General features: G+C 38.2%; 6 protein-coding genes. 2 read left to right on the top strand and 4 right to left on the bottom strand.

All coding sequences use genetic code 11. The features are described from left to right. Window positions 1-188: 188 nt before the first annotated feature. Window positions 189-1,238, bottom strand: a complete 1,050-nt coding sequence (locus AC3WJF_RS18840; protein WP_492454961.1) for a YeiH family protein — start codon at window positions 1,236-1,238, stop codon at window positions 189-191. 240 nt (window positions 1,239-1,478) lie between these two features. Between AC3WJF_RS18840 and AC3WJF_RS18835 the strand changes: the two genes are divergently transcribed. Next, entirely contained in the window at window positions 1,479-2,357 is an 879-nt protein-coding gene (locus tag AC3WJF_RS18835; protein WP_492454959.1) for a LysR family transcriptional regulator, read from the top strand. A 42-nt stretch (window positions 2,358-2,399) separates the two neighbouring features. Here AC3WJF_RS18835 and AC3WJF_RS18830 read toward each other — a convergent pair whose 3' ends face one another. The 3 genes from AC3WJF_RS18830 to AC3WJF_RS18820 form a co-directional block, all read right to left on the bottom strand. Continuing rightward, on the bottom strand, window positions 2,400-3,383 hold the full coding sequence (locus AC3WJF_RS18830) for a ketoacyl-ACP synthase III (protein WP_492454957.1): 984 nt from the start codon (window positions 3,381-3,383) through the stop codon (window positions 2,400-2,402). A gap of 96 nt (window positions 3,384-3,479) precedes the next feature. Continuing rightward, window positions 3,480-4,214 carry a UMP kinase gene (gene pyrH / locus AC3WJF_RS18825; RefSeq protein ID WP_492454955.1) on the bottom strand — a complete coding sequence of 245 codons (735 nt, stop codon included), beginning with the start codon at window positions 4,212-4,214 and terminating at the stop codon, window positions 3,480-3,482. 194 nt (window positions 4,215-4,408) lie between these two features. After that, complete coding sequence (locus tag AC3WJF_RS18820) at window positions 4,409-4,945, bottom strand: YceI family protein (RefSeq protein ID WP_492454953.1); 537 nt, start codon at window positions 4,943-4,945, stop codon at window positions 4,409-4,411. A 440-nt stretch (window positions 4,946-5,385) separates the two neighbouring features. On the opposite strand from AC3WJF_RS18820, the gene AC3WJF_RS18815 reads away from it, so the two are divergent. Further along, on the top strand, window positions 5,386-6,768 hold the full coding sequence (locus tag AC3WJF_RS18815) for a glycine--tRNA ligase (protein ID WP_492454967.1): 1,383 nt from the start codon (window positions 5,386-5,388) through the stop codon (window positions 6,766-6,768). Window positions 6,769-7,151 lie beyond the last annotated feature (383 nt).

Below are 7,151 nucleotides of genomic sequence, written 5' to 3'. Positions count from 1 at the left end.
GGAAAGCGTCGAACTTAAAGTGGAGTTCCTAAAATATGAGGAAGAACGCCGAAAAAGGTAAACAAATCTCCGAACTACGGGAGAAAACCTCCCAACTAATGAGGAAAACCGCCAAAATATAATGTATAGCACTAAATAAAAAAAACCGATACCCACGCCCTTCACCGTGAATCTCGGTCTACCATTCACTACAACGCAATCAAATACGTAACCACAGATAACACTATAGAAGTAATCACCATCGCGATTAACGGTTTCAACGCTTTTGTTCGCAGATCTTTAAGACTTACGTTGAGACCAAGGCCGACCATTGCCGCAGTTAACAACCACGTAGTTGCGGTGGAAACTCCATTCATGACACCAGTAGAAACTGGGATAGAGTGACCAAGCACATAACTTCCTAAAATACTTAAAATAATGAATCCAACTAAGAACCATGGAAATTCAATTTTCGCACCCGTTTGTCCTTCACCTTTATTTTTACGATTCATCCAGTACATAAAGATGAAACATAATGGGACAAGTAAAAATACACGGCCTAGTTTGGCAAGCAGTCCGATTGCAAGTGCATCTTGGCCGCCGGGAGCTGCAGCTAATGCGACCTGTGCGATTTCATGAAGACTTGTTCCTGTCCAAGCTCCGTATTCCACTGGACTTAGAGGAAGGAATGGACGTAAGATGGTGTACACTATAGCAAACACTGTTCCGATAAGAGCGATAATCCCTACACCAATAGCGGTATCTTCATCCTTGGATTTTATAATAGGAGCAACAGCAGCAATTGCCGCTGCACCGCATACCCCAGTACCGACACCCAACAAAAGCGAAATCATTTTGTTTGCTTTTAATATTTTTGCTAACCAAATCGTAAGAAGAATTGCAAACGCTATAACACAAGCATCTCGAAGTAATAATCCTAAACCATCGTGTAAAACAACATTAATGTTAAGCTTCAACCCATATAAAATGATAGCTACTCTTAAAAGTCTTTTAGAGGAGAAAGTAATTCCTTTTCGGATGATTTCTGGATAACCAAAAAACTGTCTGTAAATAATAGCGATAATGATGGAGCAAGCTAATTGCCCAATATGGTCAAATCCAGGAACCTTCGCAAGAAAATACCCTAGAAGCGCGATGAAAAAGGTGAAGGCAACTCCACCAATCCATAGCCCAATTCCGGATGATGATCCTTTCTTTTGAGGTTCCGCCGGTAATCCCTTAGTATGTTCAGAACTCATCTTAATCAACTCCTGTTTCCCATTTAGTAAGGCTGTTCTCGTTTTAATTTTTGCTTTTCGTAATTTTTTTAAAATCCTAAATTATAAAATGAAGAAGTATATAAGGTCAAAAGCAACAAAGTTTAAGAATAGAGCCTTTAGTAACTTAAGAATATAACAAATTTGTGAATAAGAAAAATAAATCATTATGATAGTAATCATAAGTAAAGTTATATAATAGAGGTAAAAGGGGGAATGGTGATGGATCAATACTTACATGTATTTGTTACGGTTGTGGAAAAGGGGAACTTCTCTCGTGCTGCAGAGGAACTTCATATGACGCAACCGGCTGTCAGTCAGTATATCCAAACACTTGAAAGAATGGTTGGAGCGCGGCTTTTGGAGCGAACAAATAAATATGTTCGGTTGAATAAAGCGGGTGATGTTGTTTACCATCATGCGAAGGAGATACTAGGCTTGTACACAAAAATGCAAAGAATTGTAGATGATCTAACCAATAAAGCGAGCGGTGCCTTGAGCATAGGTGCAAGCTATACATTCGGTGAATACATTCTGCCTCATATCATGGCTAAATTGCAGTCAGGTTATCCGGATATTGATCCGGCGATAACAATCGCAAATACGACGGAGATCGCAGAGTTAGTTGCGAATCATCAGCTGGATGTGGGAATTGTTGAAGGAAATTATAAGGAAAAAAATTTGATTGTAGAAAAACTTGCCGAAGATTCGATGGTGATTGTGGCTTCATCCAAGCACCATACTATAAATAAAAAGAATTTAGAAAAAGAAACATGGATTGTGCGTGAACCTGGTTCAGGGACAAGGGAGGCGCAGGATTCTTTTTTTGAAAAATGGAACATTACTCCCAAAAAATTAATGGAGTTTGGCAGTACGCAGCTAATTAAAGAATCAGTGGAGGCGGGACTTGGGATTAGCCTGCTTTCCAATTGGACCATTCAGAAAGAGATTTTATTAGATTCCTTAAAAATTATCGATATCAAAGGTCTGCCTATTAATCGTGAATTCTCTGTCATTACTAGAACGCCTTTTCAGACGAAAGCTCTAGAAGTATTCCTGAACCTATTAAGAGAGAACATATTTATTCCTTTGCAAAAATAAAACGGGGGTGTCTCACGGAAAATGAGGCACCCCTTCAGAATGTCAATCCAAATCCCAACGAATAATGTGGCCGGCATGTGTAAGACCTCCACCAAATCCATAAACCATAATAGTATCGCCATTTTTGACTTTGCCATCATTCATTCCAAGCTGCAAAGAAAGAGGAATAGAAACAGAAGAGGTATTCCCCATAAATTCAGCACTCGTTAAAGTTTTTTCAATCGAGATACCAGAACGTTCACAAATTGATTCAATCATTCGGAGGTTCGCGCTATGTGGCACAAACCAATTAATATCGCTAAGTTCCTTTCCAGCTTTTTGCATTAGTTTCTCGATGGAAGGAGGGAGTGTCCTAGATACCCACTTATAAACCTCACGACCATTTTGGACAATATTTCCGTCTGCTTTTAAAGGAACGCCATTCATGGTAGTAGCCAGATTCGTTCGGTAAACATGTATCCCACCTTCTCCATTCGTTCCCATATGGGTAGCTAGGAAGCTTGGGTTATCTTCATCTTTTTCCACTAACACAGCTGCTGCACCGTCTCCGAATAAAATACAAGTGGATCGGTCAGTATAATCGGTTACCTTTGTTAAAGTTTCGGTTGTAACAACTAACACTTTTTGATGCATGCCAGAAGTAATAAAGGTATTAGCTACATGCAGAGCATAGGTGAAACCTGCACAAGTAGCGTTTAAATCAAATGCTCCGGTATGAGGAATATGAAAATATTCTTGAATTAGACATGCAACACTAGGAAAGGCATAATCCGGTGTTGTGGTGGAAACAACGATACAATCAACATCCTTCAAACTTTTATTATATGTTTCCATTAAATTTTCAATTGCTTTAAATGCAAGGGTGGATGCAAATTCTTCTTCTGCCGCCACTCTTCTTTCTCTCATGCCTGTTCTTTGGACGATCCATTCATCATTTGTATCAACCATTTTCTCTAGATCTTCATTTCGCAAGGTTTTATTTGGCACATAAGTACCGATTGCCGTAATTCGAGCTGTTGAGTACATAAAATTTCACCATCCTATTTATTGGTTAGTATTAATAACTAATATTAGTACCAGGTAATAAATGTGTCAATGAAAAAGATCTGTTTTGCAACAGATCTACATCAAAATGGATTTATCATGACTGATTAATGTACCAAGATGTTGCCCCATGCAAATTTTCTTCATCACACCGATTTCATCAAAGTTAAATACATGGACAGGTAATCGATGATCACGTGCAAGCAGTAAGGCAGATTGGTCCATCACTTTCAAATTGTTTTGTACAACATCATTATAATTAAGGTGGGTATACATTTTCGCACTTGGATCTAGTTTCGGATCGCCAGTGTAAACTCCATCAACCCCTTGTTTTGCGACAAGAATTGCTTCGCAGTTAGTTTCCAGTGCCCTTTGAACACTCGGGTAATCCGTTGTGACATAGGGCTGACCATTACCACCTGCAAAAATAACCACATACCCTTTATCCAAATGATTCATCGCTTTTAAGCGAATATACGGCTCAGCTACAGTTGTAACGGGGATAGATGTCATGACCCTAACCTCTTTATCCATTTTGCTTTTTAAAACTCCTCGCAACATTAAACTGTTAATAATGGTTCCGAGTGTTCCAATATTATCTGCCTCCACACGATCAATACCCCATTCATCGGCTAGCTTCCCTCTGAAAATATTTCCGCCTCCAACAACGATGGATACCTCAACCCCTAATTGAACAACGGATAAAATTTCATTCGCAATGTGCTCTAAGCGGCTCGAATCAAAATTATTCCCGTTTTGGTCTGCAAGTGCACCACCGCTAAGCTTCAGTAAAACTCGTTGATATTTTACCAAATAAAGCTCTCCCTTCGTTTTAGACAAATAAAAAGGAGCAAAGGCTAATGCCTTGCTCCTAAATGAATAAAAAGGAATGGATGTTGAAAAGATTTTTTCATTTTCATACAGACCACTCCTTCCCGTAATGGATAATTTTACTTATTCGATTATACGAAATTATTCATCAATTAGCCATTACTTTTCAAAAAAATTTAAGCTTCTTTTCCAGCTTCGATTTCAATATTGATTTTAATGTCATCGCCAACAAGAACGCCACCTGTTTCAAGAGCTGCATTCCAAGTTAAACCGTAATTACTGCGTTTTACTTTTCCTTCTGCACTGAAACCAATTTTTTCTGCACCGCTCATAGGATCTTTCGCAACACCTTCGAATGTTACGTTGAATGTTTCTGGGTGAGTTATACCATGCATGCTCATATCACCAGTCACAGCGTACTCATCTTCGCCTTTTTTCGTGATGCTTGTTGCTTTAAATGTCATTGTAGGGAATTTTTCTGCATCAAAGAAATCCGCTGATTTAAGATGGCCATCTCGATCAGCATTTCGTGTATCAATGCTTGCCACATCTACAGTAAAGTCAATGTTTGCTGTTGTTAAATTTGTTGGATCTGCTTCGATTGTAGCATTAAATGAATGAAATGCTCCTTTTACTTTAGATACCATCATATGTTTTACAGAAAAATCTACACCACTATGTGTTGCGTCTACTACCCATTTACATTTTGTCATTTGATTTTCCTCCATTATAATTAAAATTAGATTGAATATAGTTTTCACACTTGACGATAAATTATTCATCAAGTTACTTTATGTAAGTAAGTATATTATTTTAAGTTATAAATGTCAATAGCCTTATTTTGAAAAAATTAATATTCCATGAACATTGACTTCCAGAAAACCATCTTGTAATATAATCATTAAAAATAAAGTATATGATGTTGAAGGATCTATAGTAACTAAGGAATTTTCTTTCAAGCGAATTGGGGATGGTGAAAGCCCAATAAGAGACTTAGTGAAACGGCAATCTGGAGTCATACATTGGAAAGTGGATGTACATATTTGTGCATCAACTGGGGTGGAACCGCGTGAGTACAGCTCTCGTCCCCAGACTCGAGTGAGTCTGAGGATGAGGGCTTTTATTATTTTTTACAAAAAAGGAGCGATTAATGATGAGTACAAACATGGAACAAGTTGTTTCACATGCCAAACATAGAGGATTTGTCTTCCCAGGATCTGAAATCTACGGAGGATTAGCGAATACTTGGGATTATGGTCCATTAGGTGTGGAGTTAAAAAATAATGTAAAAAAAGCTTGGTGGAAAAAATTTATTCAAGAATCTCCTTATAATGTAGGTTTGGATTCTGCAGTGTTAATGAATCCAAGAACATGGGAAGCTTCTGGACATATCGGCAATTTTAACGATCCGATGATTGATTGTAAAAATTGTAAGGCGAGACATCGTGCTGATAAACTAATTGAAAATGCTCTCGAAGAAAAGGGTATTGAAATGGTAGTGGATGGTCTACCGTTTTCACGAATGGAAGAACTCATTAAAGAGCATGACATTGTTTGTCCAGATTGCGGTAGCAAGGATTTCACAGGCATCCGCCAATTTAATTTAATGTTTAAAACCTTCCAAGGTGTAACGGAATCTAGTACAAATGAAATTTTTCTTCGTCCGGAAACAGCACAAGGTATTTTTGTAAACTTTAAAAATGTACAAAGAACGATGCGTAAGAAGCTGCCATTTGGTATTGGTCAAATCGGAAAAAGCTTCCGAAATGAAATTACACCAGGTAATTTTACATTCCGTACTCGTGAATTTGAACAAATGGAGCTTGAATTCTTCTGTAAGCCTGGCGAAGAGTTAAAATGGTTCGATTATTGGAAGGGCAATGCGAAGAACTGGCTTTTAACATTAGGTATAAAAGAAGAAAATCTTCGTCTTCGCGATCACTCAGACGAGGAATTATCTCATTATAGTAATGCAACAACAGACTTTGAATATAAATTCCCGTTTGGTTGGGGAGAGCTTTGGGGTATCGCTTCCAGAACGGATTTTGATTTGAAGAGACATATGGAATACTCAGGTGAGGACTTTACTTACCTAGAGCAAGAAACAAATGAACGCTATGTTCCATATTGTATTGAACCATCACTTGGTGCAGATCGTGTTACACTTGCTTACCTAATTGATTCTTATGAAGAAGAAGCGTTAGAAGATGGCACTTCTAGAACAGTAATGCATTTACATCCAGCTTTAGCACCGTATAAGGCAGCTATTTTACCATTATCGAAAAAATTATCCGATGGTGCTCGCGAGATTTTTGCGGAACTTGCTAAGGATTATATGGTTGACTTCGATGAAACGGGATCTATCGGAAAACGTTATCGTCGCCAGGACGAAATCGGTACACCATTCTGTATTACTTATGATTTTGATTCAGTAGAGGATCAAATGGTTACAGTGAGGGATCGCGATACAATGGAACAAACTCGTCTTCCGATTAGCGATTTGAAAAAATTCCTAGAAGAAAAAATTCAATTTTAATTTTAGAAAGGCACCTTTTCGAAGGTGTCTTTTTTCGTGATGTTGTCTAGCTCTAACTGAAGTTTAGCGGTTTTCCCAAAAAGTTCGGAGGATTGTATTCTTGTTTGGAGTTCGATCTCCATTTTGGACATTTCATATTGAGTTGAGAGGATTTCTACAAAAGTTGGGAGGTTTCCACAAAAGTTCGGAGAAATTCTCAAAAGGTTGGGAGAAATGTATCCAATGTTGGGAGCTCAACCTCATTTATTGAGCAATTCAAATTAGGTTAGGAAGCTATCCGCAAAAGATGGGAGGAATCCTCGAAAAGTTCGGAGGATTGTATCCAATGTTGGGAGTTCAACCTCCATTATTGGGCAATCCAAATTAGGTTGGGAAGCTATCCG

Source organism: Heyndrickxia sp. FW510-T9 (assembly GCF_058781025.1).
The sequence above is the reverse complement of the archived record's forward strand: the minus strand, read 5'-3'. Positions and strand labels throughout refer to the sequence as shown.

Bases quoted from the DNA above. Each gene is read 5' to 3' on its own strand.
- AC3WJF_RS18820 (WP_492454953.1), bottom strand. From the start codon at position 4,945: ATGACAAAATGTAAATGGGTAGTAGACGCAACACATAGTGGTGTAGAT.
- AC3WJF_RS18835 (WP_492454959.1), top strand. From the start codon at position 1,479: ATGGATCAATACTTACATGTATTTGTTACGGTTGTGGAAAAGGGGAAC.
- AC3WJF_RS18840 (WP_492454961.1), bottom strand. From the start codon at position 1,238: ATGAGTTCTGAACATACTAAGGGATTACCGGCGGAACCTCAAAAGAAA.
- AC3WJF_RS18830 (WP_492454957.1), bottom strand. From the start codon at position 3,383: ATGTACTCAACAGCTCGAATTACGGCAATCGGTACTTATGTGCCAAAT.
- AC3WJF_RS18815 (WP_492454967.1), top strand. From the start codon at position 5,386: ATGAGTACAAACATGGAACAAGTTGTTTCACATGCCAAACATAGAGGA.